Source organism: Brevundimonas sp. KH_058, assembly GCF_057838505.1.
The window spans coordinates 1,980,448-1,996,737 of record NZ_CM174469.1 but is presented as its reverse complement, the minus strand read 5'-3'; the positions used below and the strand labels follow the sequence as shown (position 1 = coordinate 1,996,737).

The following is a 16,290-nucleotide window of genomic DNA, read 5'->3' as shown; positions in this document are numbered from 1 at the left end:
CGACGCATGATCACCAGCCGCCTGACATCCAAAGGCAAGACCACCATCCCGCACCCCGTACGCCCGCCTCTAAATTTGCGAGACGGCGACGAACTGCAGTACGGCCTGCAAGACGACCACGTCGTGCTCACCAAGGTAGAGCGGCCTCCGGAACCCTTCGCCGTCTTTGACGAGTGGCACAGCGAAACTGACCGCAAAGCCTACGCCAAGCTCTGATCTTCTCCCTCCCCGTTCGGGGAGGGGGGCGAAGCCGGGTGGGGGCGGCCCAGCAATGCATCCCTGAACGAAAAGAGGCGGCTCGTTTCCGAGCCGCCCCCACCCGGTCGCTGGCGCGACCACCCTCCCCCGAGGGGGAGGGAGATTAGTGCGTCAACTCAGCCGCGTCGCGGCAGAGCATAGGCGATCACATAGTCGCCTTCCGGCGTCTCCATGAAGTGATGGCCGGCGGCGACGATCACCAGATACTGGCGGCCGTTCTGCTCATAGATCATCGGGTTGGCCTGACCGCCGGCGGGCAGGACATCGGACCAGACGGTCTTGCCCGTCTCGATATCGATGGCGCGGATCAGGTCGTCGGTCGCTGCGGCGATGAAGATCAGACCGCCCGCCGTGACCACCGACCCTCCGTTGTTCGGCGTGCCGATCTCCAGCGGCAGCATCGAAGGGATGCCGAACGGGCCGTTCTTGCGGGCCGTGCCGAACGGACGGTCCCACAGGGTCTTGCCGCTCTGCACGTCGATGGCGCGGATCCCGCCATAGGGCGGCTCCTTGCACAGCAGGCCGGTGAAGGGCAGCCGCCAGCCCGCATTGACGTCGATGGCGTAGGGCACGCCCATTTGCGGGTCGCCGGCGCCCTCGGCCTTGGCGCCCTCGCCGGTCTTTTCTTCCTGATAGCGAGGGTCGTCGCGCGGGAACCAGCCCCGCTTGTCGGCCTCGGCCCGGGGCACCAGACGGTTGTAGTTGGGCATGTCGTTATAGTTGGCGATGATCACGCCGCGACGCGGATCCAGCGCCACGCTGCCCCAGTCCGAACCCCCGTTGTAGCCCGGATATTCGATGAAGCGACGGTCGGCGGTCGGGGCCGTGAACTGACCCTGATAGGAGGCCTTCTTGAACTGGATGCGGCAGACCATCTGGTCGATGGGCGACATGCCCCACATGTCCGCCTCGCGCAGGTCGGGCTTGGCCAGCGAGTTGAACAGCGAATAGGGCTGGGTCGCCGCGCGCTGGGCCGGTTCGACGCCGCCGCGCGGGGCCGGACGATCCTGAACCCCGTGCAGAGGCTGGCCTGTGCGGCGATCCAGCACGAAGATCTCGCCGCGCTTGGACGGCAGGATCACGGCCGGAACCACGCCCCCTGCGGTCGGCATGTCGACCAGGGTCACCTGCGAGCCCAGGTCATAGTCCCACACGTCGCGACGCACGGTCTGGTAATGCCAGCGCGGCTTTCCGGTCGTGACGTCCAGCGCGACCAGCGCGCTGGAATACTGGTCTTCCTGAGGCCGGCGCAGCGACGAATAATAGTCGGCGGCCGAGTTGCCCATCGGCAGATAGACCAGGCCCAGGGCCTCGTCGCCAGTCGCCGTGGTCCACATATTGGGCGTGCCGGGGGTATAGGTTTGGCCCGCCGGCGGCGTGGTGGTGGTTTCGGGACGCATCATGTCCCAGGCGAAGCGCAGTTGGCCGGTGATGACGTCATAGCCCTGGATCACGCCCGAGGCGTTCCAGCGTTTCTGACCGTCCAGCACCTGGTGGCCCGTCACGATGACGCCGCGCACGATGACGGGCGGCGAGGTGATCGAGACCATGCCGGGATAGGGGTTCCCCATCCCTTCCTTGATGCTGACGGCGCCGTTTGTGCCGAAGGCCGGGCAAGGCACGCCGGTCTTGGCGTCCAGCGAAATGATGCGGCCGTCCAGCGTGCCTTCGATGATGCGGGTCGCGCAGGGCTGGGCCTGATCGACGTTCGGCACGGCGTAATAGGTCACGCCCCGGCAAGCCGCCGTATAGGGGATCTGCTCGTCCGGCACCTTGGGATCATAGGTCCACTTCTGCTTGCCGGTGTTGGCGTCCAGGGCGGACATCCGGTTGCGGGCCGAACACAGATAGACGGTGTCGGCGATCTTCAGCGGCGTGGTCTCGGCGCCGAACCGCTCGCCGGGCAGGTCGCCCGTACGGAAGGTCCAGGCCCGCTCCAGCTGGCCGACATTGTCCTTGTTGATCTGGTTCAGCGGCGAATAGCGCTGGGCGGCGTCCGAACCGCCATAGGCGGGCCAGTCCATGCCGGCCTTGATCAGGGCGGGATCGCCGAACGGTCCCCGCGCGCCCGGCACCGGGCTGTCGACCTGGGCCTTGTTCACCTGGCCGACGACCAGGCCGAACACCACCGTCAGGACCGCCAGGCCCAGGGCGCCGACGCCAGCGGTCTTGCCCCCGCCGCGCGACCGCAGCACCGGCAGGGTAGCCAGCACCAGGAACATCAGCACCAGAGGGCCGACCAGGCGCGGCACCATGGCCCAGCCGTTCAGGCCCTTTTCCCACAGCGCCCAGATCACCGTGGCGACGAAGACCGCCCCATAGACCCACGCCCCGCGAACGTCGCGGTAGACAAGCAAAAGGCCTGCTGCGATCAGCGCCAGGCCCGCGATCAGATAGTACCAGGAGCCGCCCAGCGCCGCGAGTTGCACGCCCCCGACGGTCAGGACCAGACCGATCACGGCCAGCAAGAGACCGAGAAGCAGCGTCAGCCACCCTCCCAGTCCGGTCGGGGTTGTCCATCGCGGCATGATCGCACTCTCTGGCTGCAGATTGAGCCTCGGCAACGCTTGGGCGCCGCGTGGGTTCCTAATTGTCGCACCCCGGAACAAAAGGCCGTTGCGCCGCACACGCCTCCACAGAGCAACTTTTGACGACGAAACATCCGCAATTGGATGATTTTTTCTTTTTCAACGGCTGAGAACCGCTCGCGGCAATAATATTTGCCTTGAACCGAGCGTTTGCGGCATATGCGCGGTATGCATAAGACCCTGAAGCAAGGCGGGACTTTCGTCGTCGAACCACGCCGCCTCTCGAAGGCCTCGGCCGAACTGCGCGCGCGCGGTTTCGGCGAGATCACGATTCCGCCGTCCACCGAGACGGCCGAGAAACAGGCGTCGCGCTGCACCGACTGCGGCGTGCCGTTCTGCCAGAACGCCTGCCCGCTCCAGAACAACATCCCCGACTGGCTGCGCCTGTCAGCGGAAAACGAGCCGCGCGAGGCCTGGCGCGTCGCCGCCCTGACCTCGACCATGCCCGAAATCTGCGGTCGCATCTGTCCGCAGGACCGGCTGTGCGAAGGCTCGTGCACATTAAACCAGTCCGGCTGGGACGCCGTCACCATCGGCTCGGTCGAGGCCTGGCTGGGCGATCAGGCCTTCGCCAACGGCTGGGTCGAACCGATCCGCCCGGCGGCCGAACGCGGCGAGAGCGTCGGCATCGTCGGCGCCGGCCCGGCTGGCCTGGCGGCCGCCGACCGTCTGCGCACCGAGGGCTATCAGGTCACCGTCTATGACCGGCACGACCGCGCCGGCGGCCTGCTGATCTACGGCATTCCCGGCTTCAAGCTGGAGAAGCACGTCGTCCAGCGCCGCGTGGACCGGCTGATCGACGGCGGCGTCCAGTTCGCGCTGGGCTGCGAGGTCGGCAAGGACGTGACCCTGACCGAACTGCGCGACCGTCATGACGTCGTCCTGCTGGCCATGGGCGTCTATCAGCCGCGCATCCTGTCGGCGCCCGGTCGCGGCGCGGACTCGACCGTCGAGGCCCTGTCCTATCTGACGCATCAGAACCGGCGCGACCTGGGCGACGCCGAACAGGACGGCTGGCACGAGGCGCGCGGCAAGCGGGTGGTCGTGATCGGCGGCGGCGACACGGCCATGGACTGCGTCCGCACGGCCGTCCGTCAGGGCGCGGCTTCCGTCACCTGCCTCTATCGTCGCGACCGCGAGAACATGCCCGGCTCGGCCCGCGAGGTCGTCAACGCCGAGGAGGAAGGCGTCGTCTTCGAATGGCTGGGCGCGCCCAAGGCCCTGCTGTCCCAAGGCGACAAGGTCACCGGCGTCCGCGCCGCGCGCATGCAGCTGACCGAAGCCGCCCCCGGCCAGCGTCGCGACATCGTGCCTGTCCCCGGCGCCGACTTCGACATTCCGGCCGACATCGTCATCGAGGCCCTGGGCTTTTCGCCCGAGCCGTTCGCGGCGCACGAGCCCGATCTGCGCCTGCGCGACGACGGCACCATCAAGGTCGGTTCCATCAGCTTCGCCACCAGCCTGCCCGGCGTCTTCGCCGCCGGCGACGCGGTGCGCGGCGCCTCCCTCGTCGTCTGGGCCGTCCGCGAAGGCCAGGACGCCGCCGCCGACATCGACCGCTACTTCAAGACCCGCACCGAGGAGGTCGCAGCATGAGCGCTCATGCAGGCCAAGGGCCGATAGCGCCCCAAGAGGGTGACTGGCTGACCAAGTACGAAGAAACCCGCGACCGACTGGAAGCCGGCAACGCCTATGATCGCAGCTCGGAGCGCGACGCCTGCGGCGTGGGCCTGATCTGTTCCATCGACGGCACGCCCCGCCGCGACGTGGTCGAATATGCGATCCGCAGCCTGAAAGCCGTGGCCCACCGCGGCGCGGTCGATCCCGACGGCCTGTCGGGTGACGGCGCCGGCATCATGGCCGAACTGCCCCAGGGCTTCTTCGCCGAACAGGTGGCCTCCATCGGTCAATCCCTGCGTCCCGGCCCCATATGCGTCGGCCAGGTCTTCCTGCCCCGCACGGACCTGGGCGCCCAGGACCGCGCCCGCGCCATCGTCGAGACCGAGGCCCTGCGCGCCGGCTTCTGGATCTATGGCTGGCGCCAGACGCCCATCGACCTGTCGGTCGTGGGCACCAAGGCCGGCGCGACCCGGCCCGAGATCGAACAGATCATGCTGGCCCCGCCGCTGGACGACGCAGGCGAACCTCTGGACGGCGAGGCGCTGGAGCGCGAGCTGTACCTGTGCCGCCGCCGCATCGAAAAGACGGTCAAGACCGAGAACCTGGCCGCCGTCTATATCTGCACCCTGTCCGCGCGCTCCATCGCCTACAAGGGGATGGTCCGGGCCGAGCTGCTGGGCGACCTGTATCCCGACCTGGAAGATCCGCGTTTCGTCTCGGCCTACGCCGTCTTCCACCAGCGCTATTCGACCAACACCTTCCCCGAATGGAAGCTGGCCCAGCCCTTCCGCATGATGGCCCACAACGGCGAGATCAACACGCTGAAGGGCAACCTCAACTGGATGAAGTCGCACGAGATCCGCATGGCCGCCCAGGCCTTCGGCGACCGCGACCGTGAGGTGAAGCCGGTGGTCCAGCCGGGCGGATCGGACTCGGCCGCACTGGACAATGTCATGGAGGTGCTGGTCCACGCCGGTCGCCCCGCGCCGATGGCCAAGGCCCTGCTGATCCCCGAGGCCTGGTCCAAGGACGATGTGGTCATGCCCGAGGCGCACCGCGCCTTCTACGCCTATTGCAACGCGGTCATGGAGCCGTGGGACGGCCCGGCCGCCATCTGCGCCGCCGACGGCCGCTGGATCGTGGCGGGCAAGGACCGCAACGGCCTGCGTCCCCTGCGCGCCGTCGAGACCGTCGATGGTTTGCTGATGGCGGGCTCCGAAGCCGGCCTGGTGCCGATCCCCGAGAGCCGGGTGAAGCGTCGCCTGCACATCGGCCCCGGCAAGCTGATCGCCGTCGATATGAAGCACGGCCGCCTGTACGACGAGCATGAGGCCATCGACGCCCTGTCCGCCGCCCACCCCTATACCGAGTGGCTGGACAATATGGTCGATCTGGAGCCGATCATCGGCCCCGGACCCGAGCCGCGCTCGGCCTCGGGCGAGGCCCTGACCCGTCGTCAGATCGCCGCCGGCTACAGCCGCGAAGACCTGGACCTGCTGCTGGACGCCCTGGTGCGCGACGGCAAGGAGGCGGTCGGCTCGATGGGCGACGACGCCCCTCCCGCCGTCCTGTCGGCCCTGCCGCGTCCCCTGTCGCACTATTTCCGCCAGAACTTCAGCCAGGTCACCAACCCGCCCATCGACCCGCTGCGCGAAGCGGGCGCCATGAGCCTGAAGACCCGGTTCAAGAACCTGGGCAACATCCTGGCTGAGGAAGCGGCCCAGACCGACGTCTTCGTTCTGGACAGCCCCGTCCTGACCAACGGCATGTACGAGCGGATGGTCGAGACGATCGGCGCCGGTTCGACCGTGGTCATCGACTGCAGCTATGATGTGCCGGGCGAAGACGCCCGCTCGGGCGCCGGCCTGCGTGCAGCGCTGGACCGGATCATGGACGAGGCCGAGGCCGCCGCCCGCGACGGCGCGGCCCTGATCGTGCTGACGGATCAGGCGGGGGCGGTGGATCGTCTGGCCGCGCCGATGATCCTGGCCACCGCCGGGGTTCACGGCCGCCTGACCAAGGCAGGGCTGCGCTCCTACTGCTCCATCGTGGTGCGCACCGCCGAGACCCTGGACCCGCACGGTTTCGCCGTCCTGGTCGGGGTGGGCGCCACCACCGTCAACGCCTGGCTGGCCCAGGACCTGTTCCAGGAGCGTCTGGACCGGGGCCTGTATCCCGGCCTGACGCTGCGCGACGCCTGTCTGAACTACAAGGCCGGCATCGAGGCGGGCCTGTTGAAGACCCTGGCCCGCAAGGGGATCAGCGTCATCTCCGCCTATCGCGGCGGCTGCGAGTTCGAGGTGCTGGGCCTGTCGCGCGCCCTGACGGCAGAGTTCTTCCCCGGCGCCCCGTCACGCATCTCCGGCATCGGTTTGGCCGGTCTGGAGCAGGCGGCGATGAAGCGGCACAAGGTCGCCTGGGGCGAAGCCCTGCCCTCGCCCGCCATCGGCGGCTTCTTCAAGATCCGCTCGGGCGGCGAGGCCCACGCGCATGAAGCCAAGACCATCCACCTGCTGCAGGACGCCTGCAACCGGGGCGACTACCGCCGCTTCAAGCAGTTCTCGGAAGTCGTCCGCGCCCAGGCGGACCTCAGCCTGCGCGACCTCTTGGACTTCCGCGAAGGCGTCGCCATTCCGCTGGATCAGGTCGAGAGCGTGTCGGACATCCGTCGCCGCTTCCTGACCCAGGCCATGTCGCTGGGCGCGCTGGGCCCCGAGGCGCACGAGACGCTGAACATCGCCATGAACCGCATCGGCGCCCGCTCGGTCTCGGGCGAGGGCGGCGAGGATCCCGAACGCTATCACCCGCGCGCCAACGGCGACGACGCCAACTCGGCGGTCAAGCAAGTGGCCTCGGGCCGGTTCGGCGTGACCGCCGAATATCTGAACCAATGCCGCGAGATCGAGATCAAGGTGGCCCAGGGCGCCAAGCCCGGCGAGGGCGGGCAACTGCCCGGCTTCAAGGTCACCGAGTTCATCGCCCGGATGCGCCACGCCGTGCCCGGCACCACCCTGATCTCGCCGCCGCCGCACCACGACATCTATTCGATCGAGGACCTGGCCCAGCTCATCTACGACCTGAAGGCCATCAACCCCGATGCGCGGGTGACGGTGAAACTGGTGTCCGCCTCGGGCATCGGCGCCATCGCCTCCGGGGTGGCCAAGGCCAATGCCGACGCCATCCTGATCGCCGGCCACAACGGCGGCACCGGCGCCTCGCCCCAGACCTCGATCAAGCACGCCGGCCTGCCTTGGGAGATCGGCCTCGCCGAAGCCCACCAGGTGCTGACGCTGAACAATCTGCGCGGCTCGGTCACCCTGCGCACCGACGGCGGGGTCCGCACCGGCCGCGACGTGGTCATCGCCGCCATGCTGGGGGCGGAAGAATACGGCGTCGGCACCGCCGCCCTGATCGCCATGGGCTGTCTGATGGTGCGCCAGTGCCATTCGAACACCTGCCCCGTCGGCGTCTGCTCCCAGGACGAGCGCCTGCGCGAGAAGTTCACCGGCACCCCGGACAAGGTGGTCAATCTGTTCACCTTCATCGCCGAGGAGACCCGCGAAATCCTGGCCTCCATCGGCGCCCGGACGATGGACGAGATCATCGGCCGCACCGACCTGTTGCGTCAGGTGCGCCGTGGCGGCTCGCACCTGGACGACCTGGACCTGAACCCCCTGCTGGTTCAGGTGGACGAGGGCGCGGCCGGCAAATGGGCCGACAAGACGACCCGCAAGCCCATCGCCGACAGCCTGGATGCCCGGGTGCTGCAGGACGCGGTCCGCTTCCTGGATCGCGGCCAGACGCTGGAACTGTCCTATCCGCTGAACAACACCCAGCGCACGGTCGGCGCCGCCGTCTCTTCCGCCATCGTGCGGCGCTTCGGCCCGCAAGGTCCGGCCGGTCGCCTGAAGCTGCGTCTGGAAGGCATCGCGGGCCAGAGCTTCGGCGCCTTCGCCGCCAAGGGTCTGGAACTGCATCTGACGGGCGAGGCCAACGACTATGTCGGCAAGGGTCTGTCGGGCGCCGAGATCTCAGTCCGCACGCCCGAATGGCGCGAGGATCAGCTGATCTGCGGCAACACCACCCTGTATGGCGCCACCTCCGGCCGGCTGTTCGTCGCCGGCGCGGCGGGCGAGCGGTTCGCGGTGCGCAACTCGGGCGCCGAGGCCGTGGTCGAGGGCCTGGGCGCGCACGGCTGCGAATATATGACCGGCGGCCGGGTGGTCGTGCTGGGCTCGGTCGGCTGGAACCTGGCGGCGGGCATGAGCGGCGGCGAGCTGTTCGTGCTGGACCAGCCTGGCTTTGCAGAACGGGCGCTGAACGGCGACCTGGCGGGCGTGTCCGACATCGACGCGGCGGCGGCCGAACGGCTGCGCGAACTGATCGAGGCGCATCTGTCCGCGACCGCATCGCCCCTGGCGCGGCGTCTGCTGGCGGATTGGGACAACAGCCTGAACCGCTTCGTCCGCATCGTGCCCCTGACCGACATCGTCGCCCGCACGGAACGCCTCAAGACCTCCGCTTGATCGCCACCGTCCGCTCCAGAAAGACGCCATGACCCGATACGCCGCCCTTGCCGTCACACTCGTCGCCGGGGCGGCGGCCTTCGCGTCTCCCGTTCTCGCCACGCCGGCCCTGCTGGCGCATCAGACGCCGCTGGTCATCGACAATGCGGCGACGGCCTGGATCCTGACCTCGACGGCGCTCGTGCTGCTGATGACCCTGCCGGGCCTGGCGCTGTTCTACGGCGGCATGGTGCGCAAGAAGAACATCATCAGCGTCATCGCCCAGTCGGCGGCCGCCTTCGCCATCGTCTCGGTGCTGTGGTTCCTGGTCGGCTACAGCCTGTCGTTCGGCAAGGGACCGGATGCGATCAACGGCTTCATCGGCGGGGTCCAGGCGGCCTTCCTGAACGGGGTGACGGCCCAGACCGCCCACAGCCTGCTGCCCGGCCTGCCGGAGCTGCTGTTCGTCAGCTTCCAGATGACCTTCGCCATCATCACACCGGCCTTGATAGCCGGCGCCTTCGCCGAGCGGATGAAGTTCTCGGCCAGCCTGCTGTTCTTCGCCCTTTGGCACCTGATCGTCTATGCGCCGATCTGTCACCAGGTCTGGGGCGGCGGCTATCTGGGCGGGTTGGGCGTGCTCGACTTCGCGGGCGGGGCCGTGGTCCATGTCAATGCAGGCGTCGCCGGCCTGGTCTGCGCCCTGGTGCTGGGCCCGCGTCACGGCTTCGGGCGCGACAACATGGCCCCCGCCAACCTGGTCTATAGCGCCATCGGCACCGGCCTGCTGCTGGTCGGCTGGCTGGGCTTCAACGCCGGTTCGGCGGGCGCAGCCGACGCTCTGGCCGCCACGGCCGCCTTCAACACCATCCTGGCCGCCGGCGCGGCGGCGCTGGGCTGGATGACCATCGAATGGTTCGACCGCAAGCGCCCGACCCTGCTGGGTCTTCTGTCCGGCGTCGTCGGCGGCCTGGTCGCCATCACCCCCGCCGCCGGCTTCGTCGATCCCAAGGGCGCCTTCTTCATCGGCCTGATCGCCGGCCCGGCCTGCTATGCGGGCGCGGTCTGGCTGAAGCATGCACTGAAATACGACGACAGCCTGGATGCGTTCGGCGTTCACGGGGTCGGCGGCATCGTCGGCGCCCTGCTGACCGGCGTCTTCGCCACCACGACCGTCAACGCCCTGTCGGACGGGGCCACGGTGTGGAAACAGGCCATCGGCCTAGGCGGCGTCATCGTCTGGAGCGCGGCCGGCACCTTCGTCGTCCTGATGATCTGCAAGTTCACCACGGGCCTGCGCGTGACCAAGGACGAAGAGGTCGAGGGGCTGGACTATACCCAGCATGGCGAGGCCATCCACTAACCGGCCCACAGGGCGCCGGACGGGGGCGGTTGATCCCGCCCCCATCCGCCCCCATCTTCATCTGTGACGGAAGGTCTTGCCGATTGCGGGAGACCGGCCGCTCGGTCGCTTTATGCAAGGACCCCAGATGACGACGACGCGCACCATCCTGTTCGACAGCCCGTTTCTGCTGGGCTTCGACCACACCCGCGCCCTGATCGATCGCGCCGCCAAGGCCGCAGCCGAAAGCTATCCGCCCTATAATGTCGAACAGATCGGCGAGGCAGGCGTCCGCATCAGCCTGGCCGTCGCCGGCTTCGCGCCCGACGAACTGGCCATCACGCTGGACGGTCGCCAACTGACCATCGCCGGCAAGCGCGAAGACGCGGGCAAGGGCGAGCAGGCCTTCCTGCACCGGGGCATCGCGGCGCGCGGCTTCGTGCGCAACTTCGTGTTGGCCGACGGCCTGGAAGTCGAGGGCGCCCGGCTGGAGCATGGCCTGCTGCACGTCGACCTGGTCCGCCCCGAGGCCGAACGCCAGGTGCGGCGCATTCCAATCACGGCCGGCTGAAAAGCGCGGCCTTTCGAACCGCCCGGCGATCCGGGCGTTGTAAAAATGAAGGAGGCGGTCCTAATGACGCCGATGACGATGACCAAGGAAGATTTTGCAGGACTGGGCGCCCCCGACCTCGTCTATGTGCGGGAGATCAAGGCCTCGGACCTGCTTGAAGAGGCTGTCGAGATCAAGGACGTGGACCTGAACCCCGGCCAGTCCCTCTATGCCGTCCACAGCGCCGACGGCGAGCGTCTGGCCGTCATGATCGACCGCGACACCGCCTTCGCCGCCGCCGTGGCGCACGAGCTGGAGCCGGTTTCGGTTCACTGATTTCAATGACGGGCGGCGCCGAACACGCCGCCTGTTTCAGGCTGCCGTGGCGGCCGTATCCTTGACGAACAGCGCCCGGATCGCATCTGTCGTGCGCGCCTGACGCAGCTGTTCGCGCAGTTCGGGCGACCGCATGGCGCGCGACACCGCCGCCAGCGCCCGCAGATGCTCCGCACCCGCCTTGGACGGGGCGTACAGCCCGAAGATCAGGTCCACCGGACGATCATCCACGGCGTCATAGGCCACGGGCGTATCCAGCCGCACGAAGACCGCCGTCACCTGGCTGACTTCGTCCAGACGGGCATGCGGCACGGCCACGCCGGATCCCAGTCCGGTCGATCCCAGCGCCTCGCGCTCCATCAGGGCGTCGAAAACACGTGATTCGTTGATGCCCAGGGCGTGAGACGTCGCCTCGGCCAGCGCATGCAACGCCTGTCGTTTTGACGACGCGCCGCCGCGCAGCACCACGCCCTTGGGCGCGAGCAGATCACCGATGTCCATCAGACAACCTCGATACACGCAGAGACACGGCGCGGGCGCCCGTTTAGAGGCTCCCGCGCCGAAGTCAAACTTGGCCGTTAGTTCACTGAGCCGTTGGTCTTGGCCTTGCCGTTGGCGGCGCTGGCGATTTCAGGGTCGATCCAGCCGACATTGCCGTCCGGGCGACGATAGACGACCGCCAGTCCGCCGTGCGCGGCGTTGCGGAACAGCACGACGGGATAGCCCGTCATGTCCAATTCCAGCACAGCCCGCCCGACCGTGATGGTGCGGATTTCGTGCTCGGTCTCGGCGATGACCATGCCCACCGGCGGCGGGCCGTCGTTCTCGCCGGTGTCGCCGAAGACGTCGTCCTCCACGCTGTCGGGATCACGCAGCACGATGCTGCGTGCGACTTCGCGTGCGGCGTTCTCGGTCTTCTCGGGCGACAGACCCTTGGGTCCGATGTGGTGATCCTTGAGCCGACGCTTGTAGCGACGGACCCGCTTTTCGAGCCGATCCAGCGCCTCGGTGAAGGCGGAATGAGCGTCGCCGCCCATGCCGGTCGTCACCAGGGTCTGGCCCGACGCGAGGCGGACCCAACAATCCACCTTGAAGTTGTGGCCGTCCTTGGACACCACGACCTCGGCGTCTTCACCGCCTCGGGCGAAGTATTTTCCGACCCCGTCTTCGAGTTCCTGGGAGATGCGCGAGCCTAACGCTTCGCCGACATCCACTTGCTTGCCGCTCACTTGGACTTGCATACGGATAGAACGCTCCCGACCGGATTTGGTGTCAATCGGGATCACCGTTTTGTGGTCACGCTTGTCAGGCGGTCTTCATCATCCTGCGACGCTCGACGGACGATGGAATCCTCAAGGCTTCCCTGTACTTGGCCACGGTTCGGCGGGCGATGTCGATGCCCGTTTCCTTCAGAATCTCGACGATTCGGTCGTCGGACAAAACGTCGCCCCCCAGTTCCTCGCCGTCGATCATGATCTTGATCCGGTGACGGACGGCTTCGGCCGAGTGGGTCGATGCGCCGTCCACCGACTGGATGGCGGCGGTGAAGAAGAATTTCAGCTCGAACACGCCGCGCGGGGTGGCGATATATTTGTTCGAGGTGACCCGGCTGACCGTCGATTCGTGCATGCCGATGGCGTCGGCGACGGTCTTCAGATTGAGCGGCCTCAGAAACTCGACGCCGAAGGCCAGGAAGGCGTCCTGCTGGCGCACGATTTCGGACGACACCTTCAGGATGGTCTTGGCCCGCTGGTCCAGCGACTTGACCAGCCAGTTGGCCTGGGCGGCGCAGTCGGCGACGAAGGTCTTTTCCGTATCGGACCGCGCGCCCGCCTGGACCAGGCCGTGATAGCGCTTGTCCACCAGCAGGCGCGGCAGGGTGTCGGCGTTCAACTCGACCCGCCATCCCCCGGCCGGGTCGGGCCGCACATGAACGTCGGGCACCACCGTCTGGGCCGGCTCGCCGCCGAACCCCGCGCCCGGGCGCGGCGTCAGCGCCTTCAACTCGGCGATCATGTCGGTCAGGTCCTCGCCGTCGACGTCGCAGACCTTCTTCAGCCCCGCCAGGTCGCGCCTTGCCAACAGGTCCAGATTGTCCAGCAAGGCCGCCATGGCCGGATCGAAGCGATTGCGCTCGATCAGCTGCAGCTTCAGACATTCCGGCACCGACCTCGCCATGATCCCCGTCGGCTCGAATCCGTGGCAGACCATCAGCACCGCCTCGATCCGCTCCAGCGACACGCCCAGCCGGTCGGCGAATTCGGTCAACTCGCCGCGCAGATAGCCGCCCTCGTCCGTCGCATCGATCAGGGTCATGGCGACGCCGTGGTCGGCGAAACTGAACCCGGCCGAGGAGGCCTGGGCTTGCAGATGTTCCCACAGGGTCGGCTCGTGCGCGTCGGGCCGTTCGCCGTCGCCCTCGAACAACTGACCGCCCTTGCCGGCGCTGGACCAGTCCGACAGGCCCGGCTGGGCCTCGTCGGTCATCCGGTCGCTGGTGCGCTCGCCCGGAGCGGCGTCGCCATAGACATCGTCCGAGCCGGCATCCATCGAGGCGACGGACTCATGCCCGACCCCGTCGCCGAAAGACATCTCGCCGTCCGCCGTCGCCTCGACGCGCTCGACCGGCTCGGGCGTCTCGCCCTCCGGCTCCTCGCGTTGCAGCAGCGGATTGCGTTCCAGCTCGGCCTCGACGAAGTCGTCCAGCTCAAGGTTCGACAGTTGCAGCAGCTTGATCGCCTGCTGCAGCTGGGGCGTGATGACCAGCCCCTGCCCCTGCCTGACCTCTAACCTTTGCCCGATCACGTTCGAAATCTTCCCGCCCGTCCGCCGAGTGGCCCGGAACTTGCTGGAGCAGAATGTCGCCTAACCGGTTAACGTGAGACGAACGTCACATCGTCTCCTCCCTGTCGCGTAGCGATGGGGAGGTGGCGCGGCGCTCTTCGCGCCGTGACGGAGGGGTTCTTCACCGCATCACAGGTGCCCGTGGGACTTCAAGAGCCCCTCCACCACTTCGTGGTCCCCCTCCCCGCTTCGCAGGGAGGAGACGACGTAGATCAAACGTAGTTTTCGCCCAGATACACCCTGCGCACTTCGGCGTCGTGGACCGCCTCGTCCGACGTGCCTTCGAACAGCACGGCGCCGTTCGAAATGATCGAGACGCGGTCGGTGATGTCCAGGGTCTCGCGCACATTGTGGTCGGTGATCAGCACGCCGATGCCCTGGCTGGCCAGGTAGCGGATCACGGTGCGGATGTCGGCGATGGCCAAGGGATCGATGCCGGCGAACGGTTCGTCCAGCAGCATGAAGGACGGCCGGCCCGCCAGCGCGCGCGCGATCTCGACCCGACGCCGCTCGCCGCCCGACAGGCCGGTGGCGGGCGCGTGCCGCAGATGGTCGATATGCAGTTCGTTCAGCAGCCGGTCGGTCTCGGCGCGGATCTGGTCGCGCGGATAGTTCAGCTCGACCACCGCCTTGACGTTCTGCTCGACGGTCATGCCACGGAAGATCGAGGCTTCCTGCGCCAGATAGCCCAGCCCCATGCGGCTGCGCTGGTACATCGGCTGGCCGGTGATGTCCTCGCCGTCCAGCCAGATCGTGCCCGAGTCCGGCGGGATCAGGCCGGTGATCATATAGAAACAGGTGGTCTTGCCGGCGCCGTTGGGGCCCAACAGGCCGGCGACCTCGCCCCGCTGCACCGTCAGGGACACGTCGCGCACCACCTGACGCGGCCCGAATGAGCGGGCGAGATTCAGCACCCGCAGACCCTTTTCCGCAGGCGAAACGACGGGCGCCAGCTGGGGCCGATCGTCCAGGTTCAGGGCTGACAGTTCCTTGCGCGCCAAATGCTCAGGTCCGTAAAGGCCGACGGCCTCAGTTAGCGTTGGGGTAGAAGACGCCCTGCACGCGGCTTGCGGCGGCGCCGCGGGGCGCGCCTTCCATGCGAGCGGACTCGGTGTTGATGTTGTAGACCAGGCGCGAGCCGGTCAGGACGTTCTTGCCCTGGGTCAGAACCACATTGCCCGTCACAACGATCTCGCCATTGCCCAGATTATAGACGGCGCGGTCGCCGCGCATCGACTGGTCCGGGGTCACGAAATAGACGGTCCCGGCCGCCTCGGCCCGTTGCAGGTCGCCGCCCGAGCCGCTGACCAGAGTCAGGGTGTCGGCGCGAAAGCGGTTGGCGCCCTGCGTCGCCTCGGCGCGGCCTCTCAGGATGATGCGGTTGGGGCCATATTCGACCGAGTCCGCGCCATAGGCCACGGGCTGATTGGTCGTTTGGACCCCGGACTGGGGCCCGGACTGGGGCCCGGACTGGGCCCCGGACTGGGCCCCGGACTGGGATTGCGCGTCGCCGACGGCGGGCAGGGCCACGACGGTCATGGCCGCAACCGTCGCCAGCGCCTTTGAAATCTTCGTCACGATCATCCGCCAGACCCCTTGGGCGTCAGCACGCCCTTCACCTTGTTGTCGCCCGCGCCGTCGAAGACGACCCGCTGTCCCTGATCATAGATCGCATAGGACGATGCGTTGATGGTTCCAATAGGGCCGGAACCCTGAACGCCCTTTGAACCGGTGATGTTTCCGGTCGAGGTGTCGACCACCGCCTCGGGCGTGGTCAGAACAAAGCCGGTGCCGCCGTCCGAGATCCGCACGTTGGGGCCGATGGTCACCGTCTTGGCCTGCTCGTTGTAGGTGCCGCCATCGGCGGTCAGCTCCGTTACCTTGCGTCCGCCCAGGTTCAGCTTCAGCGCCGGGCCGATCAGACGGAAATGGCCAGTAGCCGGATCGCGCACCGCCCCCTGGGCGCCGACGGTGAAGGCGCGGCCCTGCGCGTCCTGGCCGTGGAACAGGGGGCTGTCCAGACGGACCTCCTGGCTCTGGCTGGCCTTGCGCTCCACCCCCGACATGACGGTGCGGAACACGGTCCAGGTCAGGGCGCCGCCCGCCAGCACCAGAATGACGATCGGCAGCACCCGACGCAGCAGCTTGACCCGCCGCGAGCGCGCACGCCAGCGGGCGCCGGCCAGGGCGACCCTGGCCTCGTCGGCCTCGATGCGGGACTGTTCGCCGGGTTCGGTCAAGCGCGCC

The 16,290-nt window shown here is 67.9% G+C and carries 13 protein-coding genes; 6 read left to right on the top strand and 7 right to left on the bottom strand.

The window, feature by feature from the left end; all coding sequences use genetic code 11:
- The first annotated feature begins 6 nt into the window (after positions 1–6).
- Complete coding sequence (locus AC3ISA_RS09570; RefSeq protein WP_489177702.1) at positions 7–216, top strand: AbrB/MazE/SpoVT family DNA-binding domain-containing protein; 210 nt, start codon at positions 7–9, stop codon at positions 214–216.
- Between the two features lie 158 nt (positions 217–374).
- Here the strand turns inward: AC3ISA_RS09570 and AC3ISA_RS09565 are convergent, their stop codons facing one another.
- Complete coding sequence (locus AC3ISA_RS09565; protein WP_489177701.1) at positions 375–2,786, bottom strand: membrane-bound PQQ-dependent dehydrogenase, glucose/quinate/shikimate family; 2,412 nt, start codon at positions 2,784–2,786, stop codon at positions 375–377.
- A gap of 228 nt (positions 2,787–3,014) precedes the next feature.
- On the opposite strand from AC3ISA_RS09565, the gene AC3ISA_RS09560 reads away from it, so the two are divergent.
- From AC3ISA_RS09560 to AC3ISA_RS09540, 5 genes are all read left to right on the top strand, one after another.
- Positions 3,015–4,442, top strand: coding sequence for an NAD(P)-dependent oxidoreductase (locus tag AC3ISA_RS09560; protein ID WP_489180088.1), 1,428 nt, complete (start codon positions 3,015–3,017; stop codon positions 4,440–4,442).
- A complete protein-coding gene (gene gltB, locus AC3ISA_RS09555; protein WP_489177700.1) occupies positions 4,439–8,992 on the top strand; it encodes a glutamate synthase large subunit in 4,554 nt (1,517 codons plus the stop codon). The genes AC3ISA_RS09560 and gltB overlap by 4 nt, the downstream gene beginning before the upstream one ends.
- A 28-nt stretch (positions 8,993–9,020) precedes the next feature.
- Positions 9,021–10,334, top strand: coding sequence for an ammonium transporter (locus AC3ISA_RS09550; protein WP_489177699.1), 1,314 nt, complete (start codon positions 9,021–9,023; stop codon positions 10,332–10,334).
- Between the two features lie 127 nt (positions 10,335–10,461).
- Positions 10,462–10,884, top strand: coding sequence for an Hsp20 family protein (locus AC3ISA_RS09545; RefSeq protein ID WP_489177698.1), 423 nt, complete (start codon positions 10,462–10,464; stop codon positions 10,882–10,884).
- A 63-nt stretch (positions 10,885–10,947) separates the two neighbouring features.
- Positions 10,948–11,199 carry a DUF1150 family protein gene (locus AC3ISA_RS09540; RefSeq protein ID WP_159846327.1) on the top strand — a complete coding sequence of 84 codons (252 nt, stop codon included), beginning with the start codon at positions 10,948–10,950 and terminating at the stop codon, positions 11,197–11,199.
- A 36-nt stretch (positions 11,200–11,235) separates the two neighbouring features.
- On the opposite strand, the gene ptsN is transcribed toward AC3ISA_RS09540, so the two are convergent.
- From ptsN to lptC, 6 genes are all read right to left on the bottom strand, one after another.
- A complete protein-coding gene (gene ptsN, locus AC3ISA_RS09535) occupies positions 11,236–11,700 on the bottom strand; it encodes a PTS IIA-like nitrogen regulatory protein PtsN (RefSeq protein ID WP_489177697.1) in 465 nt (154 codons plus the stop codon).
- Between the two features lie 77 nt (positions 11,701–11,777).
- Positions 11,778–12,440 carry a ribosome hibernation-promoting factor, HPF/YfiA family gene (hpf, locus tag AC3ISA_RS09530; protein WP_489177696.1) on the bottom strand — a complete coding sequence of 221 codons (663 nt, stop codon included), beginning with the start codon at positions 12,438–12,440 and terminating at the stop codon, positions 11,778–11,780.
- A 64-nt stretch (positions 12,441–12,504) separates the two neighbouring features.
- Positions 12,505–14,004, bottom strand: coding sequence for an RNA polymerase factor sigma-54 (gene rpoN / locus AC3ISA_RS09525; protein WP_489177695.1), 1,500 nt, complete (start codon positions 14,002–14,004; stop codon positions 12,505–12,507).
- A 251-nt stretch (positions 14,005–14,255) separates the two neighbouring features.
- Complete coding sequence (gene lptB / locus AC3ISA_RS09520; RefSeq protein WP_372692651.1) at positions 14,256–15,044, bottom strand: LPS export ABC transporter ATP-binding protein; 789 nt, start codon at positions 15,042–15,044, stop codon at positions 14,256–14,258.
- A 28-nt stretch (positions 15,045–15,072) separates the two neighbouring features.
- The gene (locus AC3ISA_RS09515; protein WP_489177694.1) at positions 15,073–15,627 is read right to left on the bottom strand and encodes an LptA/OstA family protein; all 555 of its coding nucleotides are present in this window, start codon (positions 15,625–15,627) and stop codon (positions 15,073–15,075) included.
- Positions 15,624–16,283: an LPS export ABC transporter periplasmic protein LptC gene (gene lptC, locus AC3ISA_RS09510; protein WP_489177693.1), complete on the bottom strand. Its 660-nt coding sequence runs from the start codon at positions 16,281–16,283 to the stop codon at positions 15,624–15,626. Before lptC ends, AC3ISA_RS09515 begins: the two co-directional genes overlap by 4 nt.
- Between the last annotated feature and the right edge of the window lie 7 nt (positions 16,284–16,290).

Excerpts from the sequence above, each read along its gene's own strand:
- AC3ISA_RS09570 (WP_489177702.1), top strand. The coding sequence starts at position 7 with ATGATCACCAGCCGCCTGACATCCAAAGGCAAGACCACCATCCCGCAC.
- AC3ISA_RS09565 (WP_489177701.1), bottom strand. The coding sequence starts at position 2,786 with ATGCCGCGATGGACAACCCCGACCGGACTGGGAGGGTGGCTGACGCTG.
- AC3ISA_RS09560 (WP_489180088.1), top strand. The coding sequence starts at position 3,015 with ATGCATAAGACCCTGAAGCAAGGCGGGACTTTCGTCGTCGAACCACGC.
- gltB (WP_489177700.1), top strand. The coding sequence starts at position 4,439 with ATGAGCGCTCATGCAGGCCAAGGGCCGATAGCGCCCCAAGAGGGTGAC.
- AC3ISA_RS09550 (WP_489177699.1), top strand. The coding sequence starts at position 9,021 with ATGACCCGATACGCCGCCCTTGCCGTCACACTCGTCGCCGGGGCGGCG.
- AC3ISA_RS09545 (WP_489177698.1), top strand. The coding sequence starts at position 10,462 with ATGACGACGACGCGCACCATCCTGTTCGACAGCCCGTTTCTGCTGGGC.
- AC3ISA_RS09540 (WP_159846327.1), top strand. The coding sequence starts at position 10,948 with ATGACGCCGATGACGATGACCAAGGAAGATTTTGCAGGACTGGGCGCC.
- ptsN (WP_489177697.1), bottom strand. The coding sequence starts at position 11,700 with ATGGACATCGGTGATCTGCTCGCGCCCAAGGGCGTGGTGCTGCGCGGC.
- hpf (WP_489177696.1), bottom strand. The coding sequence starts at position 12,440 with ATGCAAGTCCAAGTGAGCGGCAAGCAAGTGGATGTCGGCGAAGCGTTA.
- AC3ISA_RS09515 (WP_489177694.1), bottom strand. The coding sequence starts at position 15,627 with ATGATCGTGACGAAGATTTCAAAGGCGCTGGCGACGGTTGCGGCCATG.